Origin of the sequence: Thioalkalivibrio sp. ALE28, assembly GCF_000377425.1 — a bacterium.
GTDB lineage: Bacteria > Pseudomonadota > Gammaproteobacteria > Ectothiorhodospirales > Ectothiorhodospiraceae > Thioalkalivibrio.
On sequence record NZ_KB898102.1, the window covers coordinates 14,475 to 37,035 of the forward strand.

At 68.4% G+C, this 22,561-nt stretch carries 18 protein-coding genes and 1 pseudogene; 9 read left to right on the forward strand and 10 right to left on the reverse strand.

The genetic code is table 11. The features are described from left to right. The first annotated feature begins 85 nt into the window (after positions 1–85). The 4 genes from queF (at position 86) to cysZ (ending at position 3,016) form a co-directional block, all read left to right on the forward strand. Positions 86–508, forward strand: a complete 423-nt coding sequence (gene queF, locus D105_RS0110265; RefSeq protein WP_018878344.1) for a preQ(1) synthase — start codon at positions 86–88, stop codon at positions 506–508. A gap of 11 nt (positions 509–519) precedes the next feature. Next, positions 520–1,815 (forward strand): FGGY-family carbohydrate kinase, encoded by a 1,296-nt coding sequence (locus D105_RS0110270; RefSeq protein WP_018878345.1) that lies wholly within the window; start codon positions 520–522, stop codon positions 1,813–1,815. A gap of 243 nt (positions 1,816–2,058) precedes the next feature. Next, positions 2,059–2,268: a DUF3185 family protein gene (locus D105_RS0110275; protein ID WP_018875710.1), complete on the forward strand. Its 210-nt coding sequence runs from the start codon at positions 2,059–2,061 to the stop codon at positions 2,266–2,268. A 7-nt stretch (positions 2,269–2,275) separates the two neighbouring features. Then, positions 2,276–3,016, forward strand: coding sequence for a sulfate transporter CysZ (cysZ, locus tag D105_RS0110280; protein ID WP_018875711.1), 741 nt, complete (start codon positions 2,276–2,278; stop codon positions 3,014–3,016). Positions 3,017–3,629: 613 nt separating this feature from the next. Here cysZ and D105_RS0110290 read toward each other — a convergent pair. The 4 genes from D105_RS0110290 to D105_RS0110305 form a co-directional block, all read right to left on the reverse strand. Further along, the gene (locus D105_RS0110290) at positions 3,630–5,600 is read right to left on the reverse strand and encodes a DUF1631 family protein (protein WP_018878347.1); all 1,971 of its coding nucleotides are present in this window, start codon (positions 5,598–5,600) and stop codon (positions 3,630–3,632) included. A gap of 270 nt (positions 5,601–5,870) precedes the next feature. Then, positions 5,871–6,197 (reverse strand): non-heme iron oxygenase ferredoxin subunit, encoded by a 327-nt coding sequence (locus D105_RS0110295; RefSeq protein WP_018875713.1) that lies wholly within the window; start codon positions 6,195–6,197, stop codon positions 5,871–5,873. Between the two features lie 44 nt (positions 6,198–6,241). Next, positions 6,242–6,586, reverse strand: coding sequence for a hypothetical protein (locus tag D105_RS0110300; protein WP_018878348.1), 345 nt, complete (start codon positions 6,584–6,586; stop codon positions 6,242–6,244). A 391-nt stretch (positions 6,587–6,977) separates the two neighbouring features. Beyond that, entirely contained in the window at positions 6,978–7,427 is a 450-nt protein-coding gene (locus D105_RS0110305) for a YaiI/YqxD family protein (RefSeq protein ID WP_018878349.1), read from the reverse strand. A 539-nt stretch (positions 7,428–7,966) separates the two neighbouring features. Here D105_RS0110305 and D105_RS14795 point away from each other — a divergent pair. Then, positions 7,967–8,086 (forward strand): annotated as a pseudogene (locus D105_RS14795) (PLDc N-terminal domain-containing protein); the annotation flags it as partial. Between the two features lie 25 nt (positions 8,087–8,111). Here the strand turns inward: D105_RS14795 and D105_RS0110320 are convergent. Further along, positions 8,112–9,560 (reverse strand): MinD/ParA family protein, encoded by a 1,449-nt coding sequence (locus tag D105_RS0110320; protein ID WP_018878351.1) that lies wholly within the window; start codon positions 9,558–9,560, stop codon positions 8,112–8,114. 231 nt (positions 9,561–9,791) lie between these two features. Here D105_RS0110320 and D105_RS0110325 point away from each other — a divergent pair, with 231 nt between their 5' ends. Beyond that, positions 9,792–11,924: an HDOD domain-containing protein gene (locus tag D105_RS0110325; RefSeq protein ID WP_026280465.1), complete on the forward strand. Its 2,133-nt coding sequence runs from the start codon at positions 9,792–9,794 to the stop codon at positions 11,922–11,924. Positions 11,925–11,939: 15 nt separating this feature from the next. Further along, a complete protein-coding gene (locus tag D105_RS0110330; RefSeq protein ID WP_018878353.1) occupies positions 11,940–14,081 on the forward strand; it encodes an EAL domain-containing protein in 2,142 nt (713 codons plus the stop codon). A gap of 26 nt (positions 14,082–14,107) precedes the next feature. Here D105_RS0110330 and D105_RS0110335 read toward each other — a convergent pair whose 3' ends face one another. Then, the gene (locus D105_RS0110335) at positions 14,108–14,590 is read right to left on the reverse strand and encodes a DUF1249 domain-containing protein (RefSeq protein WP_018866811.1); all 483 of its coding nucleotides are present in this window, start codon (positions 14,588–14,590) and stop codon (positions 14,108–14,110) included. Positions 14,591–14,704: 114 nt separating this feature from the next. Between D105_RS0110335 and D105_RS0110340 the strand changes: the two genes are divergently transcribed. Next, positions 14,705–16,342 (forward strand): alpha-D-glucose phosphate-specific phosphoglucomutase, encoded by a 1,638-nt coding sequence (locus D105_RS0110340; RefSeq protein WP_018878354.1) that lies wholly within the window; start codon positions 14,705–14,707, stop codon positions 16,340–16,342. Between the two features lie 15 nt (positions 16,343–16,357). After that, positions 16,358–17,749, forward strand: coding sequence for a sodium-dependent transporter (locus tag D105_RS0110345; protein ID WP_018878355.1), 1,392 nt, complete (start codon positions 16,358–16,360; stop codon positions 17,747–17,749). Positions 17,750–17,763: 14 nt separating this feature from the next. Here D105_RS0110345 and D105_RS0110350 read toward each other — a convergent pair whose 3' ends face one another. The 4 genes from D105_RS0110350 to D105_RS0110365 form a co-directional block, all read right to left on the reverse strand. Further along, positions 17,764–18,954, reverse strand: coding sequence for an aminotransferase class I/II-fold pyridoxal phosphate-dependent enzyme (locus tag D105_RS0110350; RefSeq protein WP_018878356.1), 1,191 nt, complete (start codon positions 18,952–18,954; stop codon positions 17,764–17,766). Between the two features lie 7 nt (positions 18,955–18,961). Continuing rightward, positions 18,962–20,422, reverse strand: a complete 1,461-nt coding sequence (der, locus tag D105_RS0110355; RefSeq protein WP_018878357.1) for a ribosome biogenesis GTPase Der — start codon at positions 20,420–20,422, stop codon at positions 18,962–18,964. A gap of 49 nt (positions 20,423–20,471) precedes the next feature. Beyond that, positions 20,472–21,632 (reverse strand): outer membrane protein assembly factor BamB, encoded by a 1,161-nt coding sequence (bamB, locus tag D105_RS0110360; RefSeq protein ID WP_018878358.1) that lies wholly within the window; start codon positions 21,630–21,632, stop codon positions 20,472–20,474. A 288-nt stretch (positions 21,633–21,920) separates the two neighbouring features. Beyond that, a complete protein-coding gene (locus D105_RS0110365) occupies positions 21,921–22,535 on the reverse strand; it encodes a tetratricopeptide repeat protein (RefSeq protein WP_018878359.1) in 615 nt (204 codons plus the stop codon). Positions 22,536–22,561: the final 26 nt, after the last annotated feature.

Sequence of the window (22,561 nt, forward strand, 5' to 3'; positions counted from 1 at the left end):
CTGTCCCGCTGTAGGAGCCTGCTAGCAGGCTCCCACAGGGGGCTGTCACACGCAGGGGCCACCCATTCAACGACGAGAGACGTAGATGCCCAGCCAGCCGAGCAAGACCCTGGAGACCTTCGACAATCCGGCGCCGGAGAACGACTTCGCGATCTATATCCGCGTACCGGAATTCACCTGCCTGTGCCCCGCGACCGGACAACCGGACTTCGCCGAGCTGCACATCCAGTATGTGGCGGACCAGAAATGTGTGGAGCTGAAGTCGCTGAAGAACTACATGTGGTCCTACCGGGATGAGGGGGCCTTCCACGAGGCCGTGACCAACCGCATCCTGGCCGATCTGGTGGCGGCGACCGACCCGCGCTACATGCGCCTGACCTCGTACTTCAACGTGCGCGGTGGCGTCTATACCACCGTGGTCGCGGAACACCGCAAGCCCGGCTGGACCCCGCCGGAGCCGGTGCAACTGCCCTCGCCCACGCGCAGCCCGCTCGACATGAACGGCTGAGCTCGCGCGCGATGCACGCCATCGGCATCGACCTCGGCACCTCCGGGATCCGGCTCGTGCTGCTGGACCCGGCGGGCGAGCGGATCCATGCCGCGCAGCGGGCGCTGCCGGCCTCGGTCGGTGGCGAGGAGCAGCGGGCGGAGCAGAACCCGGCCCTTTGGTGGTCCCATGTGCGCGAGCTGCTGCGCGAGGCCGCTACGCATCTGAACGGCCAGCCGGCGGCAATCGCGGTGGACGGGACCTCGGCGACCCTGCTGCGCCTGGACGCCGATGGACGCCCGACCCACCCGGCTCTTATGTACAACGATGCCCGGGCCACCGACATGCTGCCCGTGCTGGCCGGGGTGGCCCCGGCCGCTTCCGCCGTGCACAGCCCCAGTTCCTCGGCCGCGAAGCTGCTGTGGTTGCGTCGCCACGAGGGGCTCTCGGGCGTGCGCCGCGTCCTGCATCAGGCCGACTGGATCGCCGGGCGCCTGCGCGGGCGCTTCGACCACATGGACGAAAACAACGCCCTGAAACTGGGCTACGACGCCCTGTGGGGGGGATGGCCGAACTGGCTGCAGGAGACCCTCGGGACCGACGCCGCCCTGCTGCCGGAGGTGGTCCCCGCCGGCACCGTGCTGGGCCCAGTGGACCCGCAGATGGCGGAGGCACTGCACCTGAACCCGGCCTGCCGGGTGGTGGCCGGCACCACCGACAGCATCGCCGGATTTCTCGCCTCCGGTGTCGCCGATGACACCACCGGGGTCACCAGCCTGGGCTCTACGCTGGTGCTCAAGCAGTTGGCGCCGGAGCCGATCTACGCCCCGGAACTGGGCATCTACAGCCACCGCTTGCTGGGACGCTGGCTGGTCGGCGGCGCCTCCAACAGCGGCGGCGCCGTACTGCGCCAGTACTTCGACGACGCGGCGCTGGGCCGACTGAGCGATACCATCGACCCGGAGAGCGACAGCGGGCTGGACTACCGGCCCCTGCCCCGAACCGGCGAGCGCTTCCCGGTCAACGATCCCGAACTGGAGCCGCGTCTCGCCCCCCGCCCCGATGACGACGCGCGCTTCTTGCAAGGGCTGTTCGAGGGGATCGCCCGCATCGAGCGCGACGGCTACCGCCGCCTGACCGAACTGGGCGCCCCGCGCGTGGAGCACGTGGTCTCGCTCGGCGGCGGCGCCCGAAACCCCGTATGGACCCGCATCCGCAACCGCATCCTCGAATGCCCGGTCACCCCGGCCGCGGATGACGACGCGGCGCGCGGAGCCGCCCGCCTCGCGCGCATCGGCGTGGGCCTGGAGCCCGGCTTCACCGACTAACCCGCCCCATGCCGACAAGCTCGATGTAGGAGCCGCCTTGGCGGCGAAGCCCCCGCCAAAGCCGGAGACACCCCCAACAGCGCGCGTTCAGCGAACCGGCTCCTGTAGCACGGATATCCGGTGTTCCAGAACCGTACGCGGGCAGGGGCTTCGCGGCCAAGGCCGCTCCTACCGTGCCCCGGGGCCGCACACCGGCCATCGATGCTACATTCGGAAGGGAACACCACAACAAAGGGATACGACATGCACTGGACGCGAGTTCTCGGGATTGCCCTGCTGGTGGGCGGGATCATTCTGCTGGTGATGGGCTATAACGCGACCGAAAGCCTGGGCGAGGAGCTGCACCAGGAATTCATGGGGCGCTACACGGACGAGACGCGCTGGTACCTGATCGCGGGCGGCGTGATGTCCGTCGTTGGGCTGGTGCTGGCGATCTTCGGGGTGCGCCGCTGAGCCCACCGTGCCGGCCCGTTCGCTCCGCCTGACCCCGCTGTTCGCGTTCCTGGCACCCTTTCGCGGGCTTTCGCGCGTATTCGAGCCGGGCCTGCGGGGCCTGGTGATCGGGCCCCTAATCATCAACATCGTGGTGGTGATCGGGCTTGCGGCGGCGGCCGCACTTGGCTTCGAGGCGCTGCTGGCCGCGTGGCTCCCGAGTGGCTGGGACTGGCTGGCCTGGCTGCTATGGCCGTTGTTCGCCCTGGCGCTGCTGGTGGCCTTTGCGGTATCGGCAGTAGCCCTGGCCGCGATCATCGCCAGCCCGTTCTCCGGCCCGCTGGCCTACCGTACCGCCCGCGGCCTGGGCCACGAACCGCGCCAGCCGGCGCGCTCGTTTCTCGGCGAGATGGGTCACGCGAGCATCACCGCGCTGCGCAAAACCGGGTACTACGCCCTGCTGTTCATCCCGGTCCTGGTGATCACGGTGATCCCCGGGCTGAACCTGCTGGCCGGACTGGCGTGGTTCCTGTTCGGCAGCTGGGTCCTGGCCGTCGAATTCATGGAAGCCCCGCTGGCGAACGACGGCCTGGAGTTTGCGGCGGTCCGCCAGACCCTGCGCGCCCACCGGCTGGAGACGCTCAGCTTCGGGGCCGGCACCACGCTGCTGGCGATGGTGCCGGTGGTGAACCTGCTGCTGGTCCCGGCCGCCGTAATCGGCGCAACCCACCTGCGCGTGCGCCTGCCCGACCCCCGGGGCAACGCCTAAGGAGACGCTGATTGAATCGCACGTCCGCGCTCGAGTCGCTTTTGCGTGCGAACAAGGCGCGGTGACTGCCGTGCAGTCATTCTGCACAAGGGAACCGCAACGCTGTGCGCGCGCCCGTTTTTGATAACAACGGGCGGCCGAGCCCCTGCTTTCAATGGCTTGTGGGGTTGGTGCCCCCTGTTCCCCGATCCTGCGTTGCGCCGCTTGCGGGTAGAACCACTACCCGCTGCACGACGCGCCTTGTCTCGGAACGTTTGTCTCGAACAACTGGGGGGCACCAACGCGGACGTGCGATTCAATCAGTGTCTCCTAAGGCATTTTTCACCACAGAGAGCGCGGAGGGCACAGAGAACTGCAAAAGCCGGGTTACAGGAAGTAGGGAAGGACGCTGGAAGGAATAACAACGGCCGGGTCCATTCCTCCGGAATCATCGATCTCGGAGGCAAGCCTTCCGGGGCAAGGCGACTCGCCGAAACCCTGCGAGCCCCAGGCCCTCCAGCCCATCATCCCTTCCAACCTTCAAACCTTCCTGTAAACCGCCCTTGCCCTTCTTCGTGCCTTCGTGCCTTCGTGGTGCCAAACGCCCTTGACCTCGTGAGAGGCGGGATCCGAATCAGCCCAGTAGCGCATCCAGCGGGTTGTCGGTCGGCAGCGGGCGCATGCGGCCCTCGCGCAGCTCCTGCGCGACGCCCTGCAGGGAATGGCGGCGGCTGGCGCCCTGGTCGAGCGACAGGAAGAGATAGCCGCGCGTGGCCTCGCCGCGCCACACGAGGCCCATGCGGTGCAGCTGCCCGCTGGCCTTGTCGACCAGTTCGAACCACTCGCCGGTGCGCATCCGGCTGGCATCGAAGACCCAGGGGTCGTCGAGATCGGTCAGCAGATCCGGGTCGTCGTCCTCCAGGCGCGTGGCGCGACGCGCCTGGATGCGTGCCTGCGGGTCGAAGCGCGGCTCGTCGGCCGCGGCACGGATACGCTGCAGGTGCGCCTGCCCGAGGTGCTGCACCACCGCCTTGATGCGCGCCTCGTCGGCGCCATGCTCGCGGGCGGTGGCGACGATCTTCTGCACCAGCGGATTGACTTCCTGCGGGGTGACCCCGTTGCAGATCGCCCGCACCACCTCCTGAACCTCGGCGTCCAGGACCTGCACGGCCGCCTCGTCCACGGCCAGGAGGTCTTCCCAGGCCTCGGCGATCTGCTCGGCGGCGCGCTCCGGCAGCTCGGCACCGGTTTCCAGCACGCATACAGTCAGGGTGCGTCGGGCGCGGGCGGCGCGTTCCTTCTCGCACATCGGCTCGGCAAGTGCGTCCGCCTGCGCCTGCCAGTGCGCGTCCTGCTCCGCCCGGGCCGTATCCCATTCCTCGCGCAGGGCCTGTGCGCCGGCGCGATCGAGGACATCGACCTCCTTTTCCAGGCGTTCGACGCTCTGGCGCATCGCGTCGAGATAGCCTTTGACCAGCGCGGCATCCTCCGCGCCGTTGTCGGGGCTGATGCGCACACCGGTGTTGATCAGGCTGCCCACCCATTCACGCAGCGGGTGGGCGGAGTCGTGGAAGAATTCGAGATCGCGGCTGACCACGCGCGCGAGCAGCGGTTGCAGCTTCAGCATGATCGCGCGGAACTCGGGATGGCACTCGAGCTGGCGCGACACCTCGGCGAACACGCCCGCCAGCACACCCGTGATGACGTCCTCCAGGGGGGCCTCGACCGCCGAGCCACCGGCGCCCGCCGCCGGGCCCATACCCGCCCCGCCGGCGGCCAGCAGCCAGCCGGAGGACGCCGCCCATTGCTGCCAGGCCTCCGGGGCCGCATCCGCCGCGGGCATCGGCGCGCGGGCCGCCACGCCCACGCCAGCGCCGGCTTCCGAAGTGGCCGCCTCGTCCGCCTCGGTCGCGGGCGCCGCCGCGCCGTCGGGGGCCGGTTCGGCGCTGGCGGCGCCCCAGCTCGCGCGAGCCGCCGGCCGGTCCAGATCGCCATCCGGTTCCTCGGAAACCGGCTCGCGGACCAGCCCACAGGACTCCACCGTCTCGACCACGAAGGCCAGGGTCGGCGCGGCGGTGCTGCCCAGGCAGCGCACATACCCGCGCATCAGATCGAGGGTCATGTCGGTACGGCCGAACTGGGCCTCGGCGGTCTCGATCAGGCGCTCGTACCAGTTCAGCGGCGACCACGGCGCCCAGCCGGGGTGCTCGAAGCGATCCTCCTCGCGCGCCGCCTGCAGGAAGACGAACCAGGAATAGCGATTGTGCTCGCGGACAAGCCCTTCCAGCTTGTGCCGCAGGGAGCGGCGGGTGGACTGGTAATCGTCCAGGATCTGCAACCCGGAGTTGTCGCCCGCGTAGCTGGAACCGGAGAATTCGTACTTCGGGGGATAGGTCGTGGCCAGGAAGTCCCGTTCCAGGGCCTCCTCGAACTGGCGGCGCAGCACGAACTGATAGCCCTGAAGCTGGTTGGCCCACTCGCTGCTTTCGGAATCCTTGCCGCCGGCGGTCCAGTCCCGGGCGATCGCCTCCAGGCAGCGGTCGAGGTGGTCCGCCACTCGTGGAACGATGCCACGCGCCAGTTGCTGGCGCTGCGCATCCGACAATCCAGCCAGTCCCGACCAAAGCTTCGCTGGATCGGCCCCCGGGCCTTCCCGGCCTTTCTGCTCCGTGCCTGCCATTGCTTGGGTGCCCTCGTCTAGCCGCGCGATTGCCCCCGTAAGTTCAACGTGAGGCACCCAATAGTGTACAGGCGCGGCAAAAGCAGAGCATCCGGGGCAGCTTCCGGCTCGATCCTACGGAAACACTGATCAAGGTACACGCTCGCGATCGAGTCGCTTTTGCGCGCGATTAAATCAGCTTCTCCCTAGCCCGATTCAGTCGTCCAGTGGCTGCGCGCCCACCTGGACCATGTCGCCTTCGATGCGCACGGGGAACCGGGTCAGCGGCTCTTCCGCCGGCGGCTCCATGACCTCGCCGGTGCGCAGACAGAACTGGGCATCGTGCATCGGACAGGTAATGCAGTCGTCGGGGTCGATCTCGCCGTCGGCGATGGGTACATCCTCGTGGGTACAGAGATTCTCCACCGCGAAATACTCGCCGCCGAGGTTGAAGATGGCGACCTCGGTATCCGCCGTCTCCACCAGGCGATGGTCTCCATCCTCGATCGTCCCGACCGGGGCTACATCAATCCAATGTGTCATTGCGTCTCCCTTGGCAAAACCCGGGGTTCAGGCAGCAGATTCGTTCAACGGGCGGATGCACGCAGGGCCGCAGTGGCGGCCGGGTCAATCTCGATCCGCCGCCCTTCTTCCGGGTGATAGGAAAAGCGCCCGACTACGCGCAGGTTCTCGCCCAGGTGGTCGCGGACCGCCGAACCGGGGGTGACCGCCACCCGGTTGATGGCGTCGTCCTCGAGCCAGTAATGCTCGGGATCGTCGAAGCGGTTCACCACTCCCTCGGTTTCCACCAGCTCGCCGTCGAACGCCGGAGCCGACGCCGCCAGTTGCTCCAGCGTTACCGGCGCCACGCGCTCGCCACCGCAGGCTACCAACAAGGCTGACGCTACCAACCCCAGAATCAGGGCCTTCATCCCCTTCCACACGATCGTTTCTCCCGGTTCCGCTCACGGCGCATGCCGCATCCTTCTCCATACAGCCTAACGAAAGGGGCATTCGTCGTGCCGATTCACCCGCGAATCACAGGCTCAAGCGAGACGGTTCGCTGCCGTTACCCGGGAATGACGACCCGCACACGCACCCGACAGGGACGCTCCCTCGCATGAATTCGGCACATCAGAACCGCTCCCGCTCGCCCTCGCGAATGACCCGGCCTCGCGCGAGCGCCGGCCCGAAGGCCACGGGGGCACTGGACCCGGGCGAACGGCGACACCTCGCTCCACGGGAAGACTGGGTGGAACTGGCGGAGGAGACCCTCAGGCTGATCCGGCAACTGCGGGTTTAGGTACTGCGGCGCGCCGTGCGTTAGCGGGCGTGCTGGGCAAGCCAGCGGTCCAGGGCGTTGCCGAAGGCCTGGCGGTCGCGCGAGCCCAGGGCGGCGGGACCGCCGGTGTCCACGCCGCTCCCGCGCAGGGTATCCATGAAATCGCGCATGCTGAGGCGCTCGCGGATGTTGTCGCGGGTATAGAGCTCGCCGCGCGGATTGAGCGCCTGGCCGCCCTTCTCGATCACCTCCGCGGCCAGCGGGATATCGGCCGTGATGACCAGGTCGCCCGCCGCGAGGCGCCGGACAATCTCGTTGTCGGCCACGTCGAACCCGGCACCCACCTGGATGGAGTCGATCAGCTTGGACGGCGGCGTGCGCATCGGCTGGTTGGCCACCAGGGTCATCGGCGTCCCGGTCCGCTTCGCCGCGCGGAACAGGATTTCCTTGATCACAGCGGGACAGGCGTCCGCATCCACCCAGATCTTCATGGGCCTCCTTCCGGGGCGTTCAATGACGGTTGCGGCACAGGGTATCGGTTCGCGGCGCCCGGCACATTTTTCGCCGCCCGAGTTGGCACCCGCCCAAGCCCGTGCTATCAGGGACCTGGACAGGAGAGACCTGCTCCTGCCTTCAAACAGGGCGTGCGTTCCGGTCGGGCCACGCATCCAACCCGCAAGGAGCATCCCATGGGCATCGAAGTTACCGGCATTCTGGGCCTCGTCTGGCTGCTGATCGTAATTTAGGGAAACACTGATCAATGCACACACTCGCGCTCGAGTCGCTTTTGCGTGGGAACAAGGCGCGGTGACTGCCGTGCAGTCATTCTGCACAAGGGAACCGCAACGCCGTTCGCGCGCAAAAGCGGCCGAGCCCCTGCTGTCAATGGCTTGTGGGGTTGGCACCCCAGGTTCCCCGATCCTGCGTTGCGCCACTTGCGGGTAGAACCACTACCCGCTGCGCACCGCGCCTTGTCTCGGAAAACCTGGGGTGCCAACGCGAGCGTGTGCATTGATCAGTGTTTCCCTAAGCCATCGTGCGCACCGCGCAAAGCCCCGCCGGCCCGGTCGTCAAGTTGCTGTGGATCCTGATCCTGCTGTTCCTGCCGCTTCTGGGACTGATCGCCTGGCTGCTGTTGGGCCCCCGATAGGCGCACGTCGCGCCCGTCGCGCCCTTCACAGGCGGCGCAGAAACGCCGCCAGGTCTACGTCCCGGCCCTCCAGTTCGCGGAGCCGCGCAAGCAGCGCTTCCTGAGAGCCGAACCGCTCGTGATCAAAGCCCGGGGCACGGGATGTCCGCTGCGGCCCCGGGATACCCGCGTCCGGGTCCGCAGCACGCCAGCCGAAGTCCGGTGGCGGGGCGGCCGTCCGCGTATCGGCAACCGGAACGGCATCCCGCTCCGCAGGGGCCCGCGGGCTCGGCGGATCGGCGGGGCCCTGCGCCTCACCCAACGCGACATCCTCCGCAACCTCGGGGGTGGCCGCCCCTTCCGGCGGCGCATCGACCGAAGGCTCAACCCCCTTGATGGCCGGTCGCCCGGTGCGCGCCCGGTACTGCTCGTGCAGGGTGTTCAGGACCTCGGCCAGGGCTTCCGGGTCCGCCACCTCCAGCGCGTTCTCGAAGGCCCGGCGTAACGGGGCCAGGCCCTGGTCGGCATCCACCTCCGGCGGGGGCGTCTCGCCGGCCGGGGAATCCACAGGTTCCTGGACCGCCGTTGCCGGCGGGGCCGTGGCTTCGAATCCGTGATCCCCGGCGGAACCGGCAGTGGATCGGGGAGCGGGTGGAGACCCCTCGAGCCGCCCGCGCCAGAAGCGGCTGAAGGCCGCGTCGGGCCCCTGCGGCGGGTCGTCGTCCAGCGCGTTGGCCAGGCGCTGAAACGGGCGGAACGACGGATCGCCCTCGGCAAACAGCGCGACCGGGTGCTGCAGGGTGACCGCCGTCCGCAGACTCTCGTCGCGCTGGACGAACCCCAGGAAATCGACCCGCGTATGCAGGTATTTTTCCACCGCGTTGCCGAAGCGCTGGAACACGCTGCGCGCCTCGGCAACGTCCGCGACCATGTTGACGACCACCCGTACATCCAGCGCCTGCCGGCGCAAGGCGAGTTTCAGCAGGGAGAAGGCGTCCGTCAGGGAGGTCGGCTCCGGGGTGAGCACCAGCAGGACCTGATGGCTGGCCGCGAGGAAGTCCAGCGTGGTGTCGCCGATGCCGGCGGCGGTGTCCAGCAACAGGTCGTCGAAATCCGATTCGATGCGCGCCAGCTCCGTGACCAGGCGCTGCTGGTGGGCCTCGGAGAGCTCGGCGTACTCGCGGATGCCACTGGCGCCCGGGATGATCCGCAGGCCATGGGGCCCTTCCAGGAGAATCTCCTCGATGCCGCATTCCCCGGCCAGCACCTCGGGCAGCCCCCGTTGCGGACGCAGCCCCAGCAGGATGTTGACGTTGGCCAGCCCGGTGTCGCCGTCGAGGATGCACACCCGCCGTGCCCGGCGCGCCAGGGTAATCCCGAGGTTCACCGCGAGGCTGGACTTGCCCACGCCACCCTTGCCACTGGCCACGGCCAAGACCCGTGGCCGCGCCACCGCTGCGGATCGGGAATCCGCCGAGGCACTGCGATCGGACATTGCGGCTCCCTGCATGGCACTCATCGGCATGGATTAAGGAAACCCTGATCGGTAAAGGATGACGGCGAACTCACGGCCGGTCTACCCCGTCCGGTAGCGTGTCCGAATACCGCACAGTATAGTCGGTTATCAAGAGCGGCCCGGCGCGCAGGCGCCACACGGTGCCAACACCGGGTTCGCGGTTCGGGCAACTGAGACGGCGGGTCGGCTACAGCGTCTCCGGGGAACAGCATGGCGAGGGTCAACACGGCAACGGACGCATTACCCAGCCTGCCCCAGGCGCTGATCCCCGTTCTTGATGCCACCCAGGCAGATGAAGCCGATTTCCAGTCCCTCGCCCGCGCCATCCTGCAGGATGCCGGGATGTCCGGCCGCCTGCTGCAGGCCGCCAACTCCCCCTTCTACTACCGAGGCTCGCCCTGCCGCACCATCGACCGCGCCCTGTTCAGCCTGGGCCTGGACACGGTGCGCAGCCTGGCCCTCACCGCGGCGATCCAGCAGCTGTTCGGCGAGTTCGCACCCCGGCATCGCGGCTACCTCCGCGTAATCTGGCGCCGCGCCCTGACCACCGCCAGCCTCGCCCAGGTCCTCGCGACCCTGACCCGCTACCCCCGCCCGGAAGAGGCCTACCTGGCCGGGTTGCTGATCGACATCGGCCGCCTGATCCGGCTTGCCGGAGACGAGGGCCACTACTGGCCCCTGCTGCAGGCGGCGGAGGATGACCCGCACCTGGTGGCCCTGGAACGCAACAGCTTCGGGTGCCACTACGGCGAGCTGGGCGGCGACTGCCTGGAGACCTGGGGCCTCGGCCGTTTCGTGGCCGATGCCGTGCGCTACCACCTGGAGCCGGCCGAACGCGTGCGTGATGCCCACCACCTGGTGAAGCTGGTGAACCTGGCACATGCCATGGCCTGCCTTCCGGCCACCCTCGCGGCCAGCACCGAGGCCACCTGCAACGAAACGGCGCTGGCCGCCGCCGACACGCTGTTCGGCCTGAACGAGGGTCTGGCACGGGCGCTGCGCGAACGGGTGGCCGAAGATGTCCGACGCATCGCCGGCTCGCTGGAGATTGATCTTGACGCCCCCGTGCCGGGTCCCGAGGCAGCAGACGCGGCGGAATCGGCCGACCGGGCGGCCGAACGCGCCCTCGGCTCACGGGTCCGGGACCTCACCGAACTGGAACGGATCAACGCAGAGATGGCCCGCGCGACCCGGTTGCAGGACCGCTGCCTGGCCGCACGGCGCACCCTGTTTCTGACCCTGGGCGTGAGCCAGAGCCTGCTGTTCCTGGTCGACGAAGACCAGCAGTCGGTCTCCGCCTGGGTGGAGGATGACGAGACACCCGATTTCACCCTGCCGCTGCTGCCCGGGCGCAGCCTGGTCACCGACACCCTGCTGGACCGCGAAATCCTGCGTCACGAGGAGGAAAACGCCGCCGGCCTCCCGGTGATCGACCAGCAGCTGTTCCGCCTGTGCGAGGCGGAACGCCTGTGGAGCTTTCCGCTGCTGGCCGAGGGTCAGCAGCCCGCCGGCGTGCTGATCCTCGGGCTGACGCACGGCCAGGCGGAGGGCCTGGAACCCCGCAGCGATTTCATCCGCTCCCTGACCCGCGAGATCGCACGCGCCCTGACGCAGCCCCGCCCCGAGGCCCGAGACACGGACACGACCGAACAGCGCATCCGCGAGACCGTGCACGAGGCCGGCAACCCGCTCAGCATCATCCAGAACTACCTGGGCGTGCTACACCACAAGCTGGGCGCGGAGCACGAGGCCCGCCACGAGCTGGGCCTCATCAAGGACGAGATCGACCGGGTTGGGCGCATCCTGCTGCGCCTGCGCGATCCGGAAGCCGCCGCGGGCGGAGAGACCGGACCGGGCTCGCTGAACGCACTGGTGCGCCAGGTCGCGGACATCGTCGACGGATCCCTGTGCCGGACCCGGGGCATCCAGCTCCATCTGGACCTCAGCCCGTCGGACCCGCCGCTGTCCGTGTCGGCGGATCACCTGCGCCAGATCCTGACCAACCTGCTGAAGAACGCCGCAGAGGCGCAGGAGAACGGTGGCGAGATCAGTATCGCCACCCGCGCCCCGACCACGGTCAACGGCCGCCGCGTAGTGCCCTTGTCGGTCACCGACAAGGGACCCGGCCTGCCACCGGCGGTCCAGGCCGCCGCATTCGCGCCGGTGGCGTCCAGCAAGGGGCCGGGCCATGCCGGCCTCGGGCTCAGCATCGTCAAGCGCCTGACCGAGGAGATCGGTGCGGGCTTCACCTTCACCAGCACAAGCGCCGGGACGCGCTTTGAAATCACCCTGCCCCTGGTCACACAGGGGACAGCGGACGCATCAGGGATGACGCAATCATGACGCCCTGAGGCCTTGATGACCGACCGCGACACGCCGATCGACCCGCAGTCCGTCCGCATCCTGATCGCCGATGACGATCCCGGCCTGCTCGAAAGCCTGCGGGGCCTGCTGAGTCTGGAAGGCTATCCCGTACGCACCGCCCCGGGTGGCGGCGCCGCCATCGAGGCCCTGCGCGAAAAGCACTATGACCTGCTGCTGCTCGATCTCGCCATGCCGGAACTCGACGGTCTCGATGTTCTGCGCTTCATGCAGGCCGCCGGCCTGGAAACCCTGACCGTGGTGGTGAGTGGCAACAGCACCGTGGAGGACGTCGCCGGGGCCCTGCGCGAGGGCGCGCACGACTATCTGAAAAAACCCTACGAACCGGCCGAACTTCTGGCGACCGTACGCAACGCGCTGCAGCACAAGGCGCTGGAAGACGCCAACCGCGCCATGCGCGCGCGTCTGGAGAAATCCGAGCGCCTGCACCGCATGATCGTGAACAACTCGCCCGACATCGTGTTCGTGCTGGATGCGGAACACCGCTTCCGTTTCGTGAACTCGCGCGTCCACGAACTGCTGGGCTATGCCCGTCAGGACCTGCTCGAGTCCTCCATCCTGGACCTGGTCGAACCCGAGGACCGCGACAAGGCCGCGTATTTCTTCGAACAGGCCACCCGCCGCCAGGCCCATATCCGCTCCGTCGAACTCGCCCTGAAACCGGCGCGCCCGTCCCACACCCGGCACTTCTTCGAGGTCGCGGTGTGGCCCAACGGGGCCGGGGACGAAAACGCCGATGGCCGGCATGAGGCGCTGACCTACGGCACCGCCCGCGACATCACCGAGCGCAAGGAATCCGAGGCCTTCATCAACTTCCAGGCCTACCACGACCTGCTCACTCGCCTGCCCAACCGCGCCCTGTTTCGCGACCGCGTGGATGTGGCCATTTCCCACGCCCATCGCTCCGGCACGCAGCTGGCCGTGCTGTTTATCGACCTGAACCGCTTCAAGGTGATCAACGACTCGCTCGGGCACACGGTCGGCGACCGCCTGCTGCAGGGCGTGGCGCAGCGCCTGCAGGGCTGCATCCGCAAGGGGGACACGCTGTCGCGCTTCGGCGGCGACGAGTTCACCCTGCTGATCCCGGGCCTGGCCAGCAGCGAGGCCGCGATCCAGGTCGCCGAGAAGATCCTGGAGAGCCTGCAGGCCCCGTTCCAGATCGGCGACCACGAACTGTTCGTCGGCGCCAGCATCGGCATCGCGATCTACCCGGATGCCGGCGACAACCTCGAGGCCCTGATCAAGAACGCGGACATCGCGATGTACCGTGAAAAGAGCACCGGCAAGACCGGGGTGCGCGTGTACAGCCCGGACATGGGCGGCCATCCCCCGCGCCGGCTGCAGCTGGAACAGGACATGCGCCGCGCCCTGGAGCGCGACGAGTTCCATATCCTCTATCAGCCTCAGGTCGACACGGAAACCGGCCAGATGGTCGGCGTCGAGGCGCTGATTCGCTGGGACCACCCGCAACTGGGGCTGCTGGGCCCGGCCGAGTTCATCCCGGTCGCCGAGGACACCCGCCTGATCGTGGATCTCGACCGCCTGACCCTGCGCACCGCCATTCGCGAGGTGCAGCAGCACATGCAGGCGGGCTATCCGGAACTACATTTGGCCGTGAACCTCTCCCCCGTACTGGTGGAGCGCGACGATTTCGTCGAGGACTTCCTGGGCATCCTGGGCGAGGCCGGCTTCCCGCCCGATCTGCTGGAGGTGGAGATCACCGAGAACCTGCTGATGAGCGACACCCCGGACACGGTGCACAAACTGAACCGGCTGGGGGCCGCCGGCGTGCAGATCGCGGTGGACGACTTCGGCACCGGCTACTCGTCCCTCAGCTACCTTCAGAAGCTGCCGATCCATACCCTCAAGATCGATCGCAGCTTCACGCAGACCATCTGCCGCGAGGACGAGGCCTGCATCGTCAACGCGATCATCTCCATGGCGCGCGGCCTGAACATGAATATCGTGGCCGAGGGGGTGGAGACCGACGCCCACCGCGATTACCTGCGCAAGCTGGAGTGTCCGATGATGCAGGGCTTCCTGTTCGGTCAGCCCGCCCCGCTGCACCGCCTGCTGGAGAACGACGCGATCGCGCCCCGGCCCGTAGCCTGTCAGTAGGCCGCGACCACGACCGCCTTCTCGACCTACTCGACCGCGGCCACCTGCGACTCGGTATCCGCCAGGAAGCGGTGCCCCTGGCGCAGGCAGTAGCGCAGCCACTTGTACAGGAACCGGTTGTGCCGCCAGCGACAGACCAGGCCCGGGTGGCCGCTCAGCATCTCCGGGACGGCACCGTCCCCGATGGTCCGGCAGTGCAGCTCCAGCACCTCGGCCTGGCGCGCGTCATGGAACAGGCGCACGCGCATGTCTGGCTGCTCGCGGCGTTCACCCTGATGATCGAACCGGTAGGTGAGGTGCAGCGTGGTGGTATAGCGGGTGCGCTCCAGCACCTCCAGGTACAGATCCAGCGCGCCCGCCACCCGCGAGACCGAACGCACCGGCTGCCGCTCGAGTTCGGGACACAGACGGCGCAGCGCGAGGTAGTTCTCCTCGTACATCTCCATCAGTGCCGCGAAGCTCTCGGGCCTGGGTTCCAGGTGGGACGGGGTCTGACGCTCCAGCAACATGTCGCGCAGTCTAACAGGCCAGGGCGGCTTCGCCGCGAGCGCCAGTAGTGCCAGGCGGGACACCCCCCGGGGTTTTTGGTACCTTCGAATCGACCAACAAGGATCCGCGACCCCATGGACATAAGCGTCGTCACCACCCGGCCCTTTTCCGACCAGAAGCCCGGCACCTCCGGCCTGCGGAAGCGCGTCCGCCAGTTCCGCCAGCCGCACTACCTCGAGAACTACATCCAGAGCATCTTCGACGCCTGTCCCGACCTGAAGGACGGCGAACTGCTCCTGGGTGGCGACGGGCGCTTCCACAACCGCGAGGCGATCCAGCTGATCCTGCGCATGGCCCTGGCCAACGGTGTGAAGAAGGTCGCCGTGGGGCACGCCGGCCTCCTGTCGACCCCGGCCGCATCGCACCTCATCCGCTCGCGCGGGGCGACGGGCGCCCTGATCCTGTCTGCCTCGCACAACCCGGGAGGCCCGGAGGGCGATTTCGGGGTCAAGCTCAACACCGCCAACGGCGGCCCCGCTCCGCCCTCGGTGACCGACGCCATCTTCGAGCAGAGCACCCGCATCCAGCACTACCGCATCGCCAATGGCACCGAGCACGTGGACATCGATCACCTGCACACCGGACAGCTGGGCGACATGGCCGTCGAGGTGGTCGATCCGGTCGGGACCTATGCCGATTACATGGCCACCCTGTTCGACTTCGAGCGCATCGGCGAACTCCTGCGCTCCGATCACTTCCGCATGCGCTTCGATGCCATGCATGCCGTGACCGGCCCGTATGCCGAGGAGATCCTGGTCAACCGCCTGGGGGCCCCGGCCGAGACCATCCTGCGCGCCGAGCCGCTGGCCGACTTTGGTGGCCGCCACCCGGACCCGAACCTGTCGCACGCGCGGGAGCTGCGCGAGGCCCTGTACGGCCGCGATGCCCCGGATTTTGGCGCCGCCTCGGACGGTGACGGCGACCGCAATATGATCCTCGGCCGGCATTTCTTCGTCACGCCCTCGGACAGCCTCGCGATCATGGCGGCCAACGCCCACCACATCCCGGCATTTGCCGACGGCCTGAAGGGCGTGGCGCGCAGCATGCCTACCAGTCAGGCCGTAGACGTGGTCGCCAAAAAGCTGGACCTCCCCTGCTTCGAGACCCCGACCGGCTGGAAATTCTTCGGCAACCTGCTGGACGACGGACGCATCCGGCTGTGCGGCGAGGAAAGTTTCGGCACCAGTTCCGACCACGTGCGCGAAAAGGACGGCCTGTGGGCCGTGCTGTTCTGGCTCAACCTGCTGGCGGCCCGGCGCCTGTCGGTGGAGGAGATCGTGCGCGATCACTGGCGCCAGTACGGACGCCATTACTACACCCGGCACGACTACGAGGCCGTGGAGAGCGACCGCGCCGAACAGGTGATGGCGCGCATCCGCGAACAGCTCTCGGTGCTGCCGGGGCAATCCCTGGCCGGCATGCGCGTGGCGCGCGCGGACGACTTCGCCTACCGCGACCCGGTGGACAACAGCCTGACCGAGCACCAGGGCCTGCGCGTGCTGTTCGAGAGCGGTGCCCGCATCGTCTTCCGGCTGTCCGGCACCGGCACCGAGGGCGCCACGCTGCGCCTGTACATCGAGCAGCACGAGACCCATCCGGAACACCTCGATGCCGACCCGCAGGAACTGCTGCGTCCGCTGATCGAGGCCGCCTCCCGGCTCGGCGACATCCCCGGCCTGACCCGCCGCGAGAAACCCGACGTCATCACCTGACCGGGCCCACGCGGCATGGATATCACCGCCACCCGCATCCGCTGGCGGCACGGCTATGCCTTCGTGCTGGCCGCCACTGCCTCGGCCGTCGGGCTGGGCAACATCTGGAAGTTCCCCTATATCCTGGGCGAGAACGGCGGGGGTGCGTTCCTGCTGGTCTACCTCGCGGCGATTGCCGTAATCGGTATCCCGGTCATGATGGCCGAGGTCATGATCGGCCGGCGCGGGCGCCGGTCACCGGGCTATGCGGCGCTGGCCGTAGCCCGCGAGAGCCGGGCGCACAATGGCTGGCAGATGGTGGGCTGGATCGGGATCCTAGCGTCATTCGTGATCATGGGCTTTTATGTGGTGGTGGCGGGGTGGGTGTTTTCCTACATCCCGCAGGCGGCGGCCGGGGCCTTTTCCCAGGCCGATGGCGAACAGGTACGGGCGGTCTTCGTGGCCACCACCACCTCGGCCAGCGGAATGCTGTCGTGGACGGCCTTCGGGATCGGTGCCACCTTTCTGATCCTCGGCCTGGGGCTGCGCGGCGGCCTGGAACGCAGCGTCAGCGTCCTGATGCCCCTTCTGTTCGCGCTGTTGTTGCTGGCAATGGCCAGCGGCCTGTGGATCGGCGACGTCCGCAGCGCGGCCGCCTTCATGTTTTGGCCCGATTTCGCGGCACTGGAGCCGCGCAGCCTGCTGATCGCCGTCGGTCATGCCTTCTTTACCATGACCCTCGCGGCCGGCGTGCTGATGATGTTCGGGGCCTACCTGCCACAGGAGATCTCGATCGGCGGCACCGCCGCCGGCATCGCAATCGCGGACACCCTGATTGCCCTGACCGCGGGGCTCGCGATCTTTCCCGTTGTATTCGCCTTCGATCTCGATCCCACGGCCGGCCCCGCTCTGATGTTCGAAGCCCTGCCCCTGGCGCTCAGCGCGATCCCGGCCGGCGCGCTCCTGACCGTGCTGTTCTTCGTCATGCTGGGCCTTGCCGCCTTCGGCACGATGATCACCGGCGTTCAGGTCTTCGTGCACCTGCTCCACGAACGTTTCGGGCTTGGGCACTGGTGGGCGTCCCTTACGGCCACGCTGAGCATCGGGGCGTGCAGCCTGATCACCATTTTTTCCTTCAGCGGGGCGGAATGGGCGCAAATCGATATCACGCTACTTGGGCGCGAACTGCCAACGCTTTACCACCTGCTGGAACACACCTCGATCAATATCCTGCTGCCCCTTTCCGGGCTGATGATCGCGGTGTTCGCAGGCTGGGTGGTCCCGGCGCACATCGCGGCGCAGGAGCTGCCGCACCGGACGCTTGTCCTGGCCACCTGGCGCTGGACCCTGCGTTTCGTGGCCCCCGTCGCACTCCTGCTGCTGTTCTGGCAGCTCTCGTCCTTCGGCAGCCACCTGCCCCGCCTTTAGGAAATCTGGAGTCACTAACCCAGCAGGGTCTGCAATCTCTCCACGGCCTCGCGCAGTCGGCTCTCGGACTGGGTATAGGCGATCCGCAGGTAATCTCGCCCCCGGGTCGGACTGAAATCCGTACCCGGCGTCAGGGCCACGCCGGCCTGGTCGAGAATGCGCGCGCAAAGCGCCTCGGAGTCCGGTCCGTGAGCCGTACAGTCGGCATAGATGTAGAAGGCCCCCTCCGGCCGCGCCTGGACCTCGAGCCCGAGCCCCGGAAGCGCGTCCAGGAGCACGTCGCGCCGCTGTTCCAGCTCGCGCACCTGCGTCTGCAGCAGGGCCTCGGTCGCCGGGGTGAAGGCCTCCAGCGCCGCCGTCTGGGCCATCGTGGCCGGGGCCACGAACAGGTTCTGCGCCAGGCGACGCACCGGGTCCACCCAGGTCTCCGGCACCACCATCCAGCCCAGGCGCCAGCCGGTCATCGCGAAGTACTTGGAGAAGGAGTTGATCACCACCACGTCCGGGAAACCGGCCGCGGCACTGGGCTCGGCGTGGTCAAAGACGATCTGGGCGTAGATCTCGTCCATGATCACCAGCCCGCCGCGTTCGCGCACGACCTCGACGATCGCGGTCAGGCGTTCGCGCGACAGGCAGGTCCCGGTCGGGTTCGCCGGGGAGCCCAGCAGCACCGCCCGGGTATTCCCGCCCCATGCCCCGGCGATGGCCTCGGGCGTCGGCTGGAAGGCATCCTCGGCGTGCACTGGCAGGCCCACGGGCAGCGCGCCACGCGCGGCGACGAACTGCCGGTTGCAGGCGTAGCCCGGGTCCGGAAGCAGGACCTCCTCGCCCGGATTCACCCCGGCCGCCAGGGCCAGCAGGATCGCCGCCGATGCGCCCGCCGTGATCACGATCCGCTCGGGATCCACATCGGCACCGTGGCGCCGACGGTAGTCGGCGGCCAGTGCCTCGCGCAGCGCGCGGGTCCCGTGGGCGGGGGTGTAGCGCGTATCCCCGGCGGCCAGCGCCGCACGACCGGCGGCAATCATCGGAGGCGGCGTCGGGAAATCCGGCTCCCCGACCTCCAGATGGATGATATCGCGCCCGTTGCGCTCGGCCTCCTGGGCCCGGGCGAGGATGTCCATCACGCGGAACGGCTCGACCACCCTGGCGAATGCCGACAGGTCCGGGTCATGGGCCGGGCTGGCGAGAGGCGCCGAGGTCATCCTGGACTCAGCGGCGCACGTGCCGCATCAGGCGCTTGCGCTTTTGCTGCTGCCGCGGAGTCAGCTTGTTGCGCCGGCCGGCATACGGATTGCGACCGGACCGGAACTCCAGGCGCAGGGGCGTCCCGACCAGCTTGAGGTGCTTGCGGAAGAAGTTTTCCAGGTAGCGCTTGTAGCTGCCCGGCAGGGAATCGGTCTGGTTGCCGTGGACCACGATCACCGGCGGATTCTGCCCGCCCTGATGGGCGTAGCGCAGCTTGATCCGGCGGCCGCTGACCATGGGCGGCGCATGCTCCGCCACCGCGGCCTCGAGCAGGCGCGTAAGTTCCGGCGTGGAGACCTTGCGAAAGGCGCTGGCATGCGCCTCGCGCACATCGTCCAGCAGGTGCCCGACATTGGTGCCGTGCAGTGCGGAAATCAGGCGCATGCGGGCGAAGTCGACAAACCCCAGGCGGCGGTCCAGCTCGTCCCGGATGCGCTCGCGCGCATGGTCCTCCATGCCATCCCACTTGTTGACCGCCAGCACCAGCGCGCGCCCGGCCTCGATCACCATGCCCAGCAGGTGCGAATCCTGGTCCGACAGCCCGGACTGGGCATCGACCACCAGGATCACCACATGCGCGGCCTCGATCGCCTGCAGCGTCTTGATCACGCTGAATTTCTCGATCACTTCATGCACCCGCGCCCGGCGCCGCACACCGGCGGTATCGATCAGGGTGTAGTCGGTGCCGTCACGCTCGAAGGGTACGAAGATGCTGTCGCGGGTGGTCCCCGCGACATCGGTGGCGACCACGCGCTCGTCACCAAGGATGCGATTGACCAGGGTCGACTTGCCGACATTGGGCCGCCCGACAATCGCCACGCGGATGCCCGGCCAGTCGTCCAGGGCCGCCTGCTGCGAGGCCTCGTCGAGCCCGTCGCTGGACGCCGCTTCACTGGCCTCATCGCCGCCGGCCTCCAGCGCCGCGCGGCGCGCCGCCGCCACGTCCTTGCGAACGCCCTGCATCAGGCCCTGGACGCCCCGCCCGTGGGCGGCCGCGATGGCCGTGATCGCGCCCAGGCCCAGCGCGTAGAATTCGGCACTGACCGAGTCGGCGTCCAGACCGTCGGTCTTGTTCACCACCACCCGGGCCTTCACACCGGCCGCCCGCAGCTGGTCGGCGATGGCCTGGTCCTGCGGCGTCAGGCCATCGCGGGCGTCCACCAGGAACAGCACGTGATCGGCCTCGGCCACCGCGCGCCGAGTCTGCTCGGCCATCGCGCGGTCCATTTCCGCGCCCTCGCCCGACAGGCCGCCGGTGTCCACCACCAGGTAGGGGAAGTCGCCCACCTTGCCAATGCCGTACTGGCGATCCCGCGTGAGCCCCGCGACATCGGCCACCAGGGCATCACGCGAGCGCGTGAGCTGATTGAACAGGGTGGACTTGCCGACGTTGGGGCGCCCGACCAGCGCGATCACCGGGATCATCGGCGTTCCCGACCCCCGCGGTACCCAGAGCCGGCTGGCCTAAGCGGGCTCACTCGGCGCCCCGAATCGCGGGGTTCACCGCGGTCAGTTGCCCGTTGTCGGTCACCACGTACAGCGTCCCGTTGACCAGCGTCGGGCGGGTCACCACGGAACCCGAGCTCGCGCGCAGCCGCGCGACGATGCGCCCATCCTCGAGATCGATCCAGTGCAGGTAGCCCTCGTAATCGCCGACGATCGCATGCGGTCCCACCACGACCGGCGCCGTTACCCCGCGCAGGCGCAGCCCGTCCATCTGCCACAGGTCGCCGCCACTGCGCGGCTGCAGGCCCCACACGTGGCTCTCGGCATCGGTCACCACCAGCACGTCGGAGTCGGTGTCCACATCCGCGCCCTGGTAGGACGAGAAATCGCGGGTCCAGAAGAGCTCGCCGGAATTCAGATCCAGCGCGGCCAGCCGGCCCTGATAGCTCGCGGCAATGGCCGCACCGCGATACAGCGGGATATGGCCGTCCACGTCTACCATGCGCTCGACCTCGGTGCGACCACTGGGGATGCCCAGCGTGGTCTCCCACAGGACATTGCCGCGATTAAGCCCCAGCATCAGCAGGCGCCCGTTGTCGAACCCGGCCAGCACGCGTCCGGAGGTGATCTGCGGGCGCTGGGCGCCGCGCAGGCTCAGCGAGGGCGTGGTCCGCAGCGCGGTCCACTGGGTCGCGCCCGAGGCGGCGTCCAGCGCATGCAGACGGCCGTCATTGGTGCGCACGACCACCAGCCCGCCAGCGACGTCCGAGACGGCCAGCACCTCGCTGGACAGCGCGGCGCGCCAGCGTTCCCCGCCCCCTTCCAGGTCCACGCCGATCGCGTAGCCGTCCAGGGTCCCAACCACCGCGAGGTCTGCGCCAACCCCGACACCGGCCGAGACTCGGGCATCGTCCAGGCGCACCTGCCAGCGCTGGCTGCCACTCTCCGGATTCAGCCCGGAGACACGTCCGCCGGCGTCGGTCATCACCACAAGGTCGTCGGTGATCCCCGGGTAGACCTGCCACAGGAAACGCTCGCCGCCGCTGCCCACCGAGCGCGACCACAGCCGTTCCGGCTGTCCTTCCGCCTCGAACTCCGGCAGTTCGGCCGGGGGCTCGGTGGTATCACGCTGCCACAGCCCGCAGGCGCTGAGGGACAGGATCAGGGCGCCGGCAATCAGCAGACGCATGGCCGGACTTGCAAGGTAAGGCACTGACATCGGGCGACAGATCCTCTAGGGAAACAAGGGTTTATGTACGCACTCGCGTTCGTGTCGCGGGTGCGCGCGAACGACGGGCGGCCCAGGAGTCTGTCGGATTCGGGCGATCGTCGCGAGCGTGGCGGGAGAGCGAATCCATTTTTTCGGCCTCTCGGGCGCATAGTGGCCACTATGAAACGAGCGAGACCGGACAAAGGGGCCGTTCTCCCACGCGCACAGCCGATCAGTTCCAAGTCCGACAGACTCCGCCCCCCTCATTCAAACGGAAAGCTCTTCGTATTTCAGGCGCAGGTATTCGGGGCTGTGGCCCGCGTCCAGGGCCGCCTCGTAATGTTCCCGGGCGCCCTCGCGATCGCCGCGAGCACGGGCGAGATCGCCCTGCAGCTCGCGCTTCAGGCCGTTGAAGGCCTCACTGCGCACATCCGCGAGGGTGGTCTCGGCGTCGTCCAGACGCTCGGCCAGGATCATCTGGCGCGCGAGACGCAGGGTCAGCACCTCGCGGTAGCCCCGATCGGGGGCCGCGTCGCGCGCGGCCTGCAGGGCGCTGATCGCCGTGTCGTGATCGTCCTGGGCGATGGCGACATCCGTGCGGTAGACCCAGGCCAGCGCGCGGTATGGCGTGCCCCGGCCCTGCTCGATGATCGCATCGGCCAGTTCCTGGGCGCGGTCGGTCTGCCCGGTCTGGCCGGCCACCTGCAGGGCCTGATACATCTCCGAGGCCGCCTGGGCACGGGTTTCCTCGCGGTCGCTCCACCAGTTCCAGCCGAACAGGCCGGCGACCCCGAGGACCAGGCCGGCCACGATCGCAAGGCCGTTGTCCGCCCACCACTGTTTGATGCGTTCGGCTTTTTCTTCGTCGGTGAGATCGCTCATGCTGTTCCTTGTTCTTGCTGGATCCG

Coding starts and splice junctions, on each gene's coding strand:
- queF (WP_018878344.1), top strand. CDS start 86: ATGCCCAGCCAGCCGAGCAAGACCCTGGAGACCTTCGACAATCCGGCG.
- D105_RS0110270 (WP_018878345.1), top strand. CDS start 520: ATGCACGCCATCGGCATCGACCTCGGCACCTCCGGGATCCGGCTCGTG.
- D105_RS0110275 (WP_018875710.1), top strand. CDS start 2,059: ATGCACTGGACGCGAGTTCTCGGGATTGCCCTGCTGGTGGGCGGGATC.
- D105_RS0110295 (WP_018875713.1), bottom strand. CDS start 6,197: ATGACACATTGGATTGATGTAGCCCCGGTCGGGACGATCGAGGATGGA.
- D105_RS0110300 (WP_018878348.1), bottom strand. CDS start 6,586: ATGAAGGCCCTGATTCTGGGGTTGGTAGCGTCAGCCTTGTTGGTAGCC.
- D105_RS0110305 (WP_018878349.1), bottom strand. CDS start 7,427: ATGAAGATCTGGGTGGATGCGGACGCCTGTCCCGCTGTGATCAAGGAA.
- D105_RS0110320 (WP_018878351.1), bottom strand. CDS start 9,560: ATGTCCGATCGCAGTGCCTCGGCGGATTCCCGATCCGCAGCGGTGGCG.
- D105_RS0110325 (WP_026280465.1), top strand. CDS start 9,792: ATGGCGAGGGTCAACACGGCAACGGACGCATTACCCAGCCTGCCCCAG.
- D105_RS0110330 (WP_018878353.1), top strand. CDS start 11,940: ATGACCGACCGCGACACGCCGATCGACCCGCAGTCCGTCCGCATCCTG.
- D105_RS0110335 (WP_018866811.1), bottom strand. CDS start 14,590: ATGTTGCTGGAGCGTCAGACCCCGTCCCACCTGGAACCCAGGCCCGAG.
- D105_RS0110340 (WP_018878354.1), top strand. CDS start 14,705: ATGGACATAAGCGTCGTCACCACCCGGCCCTTTTCCGACCAGAAGCCC.
- D105_RS0110345 (WP_018878355.1), top strand. CDS start 16,358: ATGGATATCACCGCCACCCGCATCCGCTGGCGGCACGGCTATGCCTTC.
- D105_RS0110350 (WP_018878356.1), bottom strand. CDS start 18,954: ATGACCTCGGCGCCTCTCGCCAGCCCGGCCCATGACCCGGACCTGTCG.
- der (WP_018878357.1), bottom strand. CDS start 20,422: ATGATCCCGGTGATCGCGCTGGTCGGGCGCCCCAACGTCGGCAAGTCC.
- bamB (WP_018878358.1), bottom strand. CDS start 21,632: ATGCGTCTGCTGATTGCCGGCGCCCTGATCCTGTCCCTCAGCGCCTGC.
- D105_RS0110365 (WP_018878359.1), bottom strand. CDS start 22,535: ATGAGCGATCTCACCGACGAAGAAAAAGCCGAACGCATCAAACAGTGG.